The 391-nt window shown below is 74.2% G+C and carries 1 pseudogene; it reads right to left on the minus strand.

Features of this window, described 5'->3' with window-relative positions:
- Positions 1–21: 21 nt before the first annotated feature.
- Positions 22–391, minus strand: a pseudogene (locus MWC30_RS22110) (glutamyl-tRNA reductase); the annotation flags it as partial.

Genomic DNA, 391 nt, shown 5'->3' on the forward strand with positions numbered 1-391 from the left:
GTGGCGCCTGGCGGCGCCTGCTCAGCCGGCCTTGGGCAGCGGCTCGGCGGGCTGGATGTGGCGCACGGCGTCCAGCCGCTCCACATTGAAGTCGCCGGGCCGGTGGTGCCGGCAGAAGCCGCCGCTGGGCACCTGCCGCAGGTAGGCGGCCATCTGGGCCAGCTCGGCGGGGGAGAAGTCCTCCGCGCGGCGGCGCTTGGCCGGGGTGCGCCGCTCGGAGTCCGCCGGAACGGCCTGTTCGCGCGGGGCGACCTCCAGGCCGAAGACATCCTCCAGCGCCTTCACATAGTCCTCGGTGCGGCCCTCGGCGGCCAGCTCCCGGGCACGGACGGTGGGGGTGTGCAGCAGCTTCCGGACGATCTTGCGGACTGCGAACTCCACCTCCTCGGAG

The organism is Desulforhabdus sp. TSK (genome assembly GCF_022836495.1).
GTDB lineage: Bacteria > Desulfobacterota > Syntrophobacteria > Syntrophobacterales > Syntrophobacteraceae > Desulforhabdus.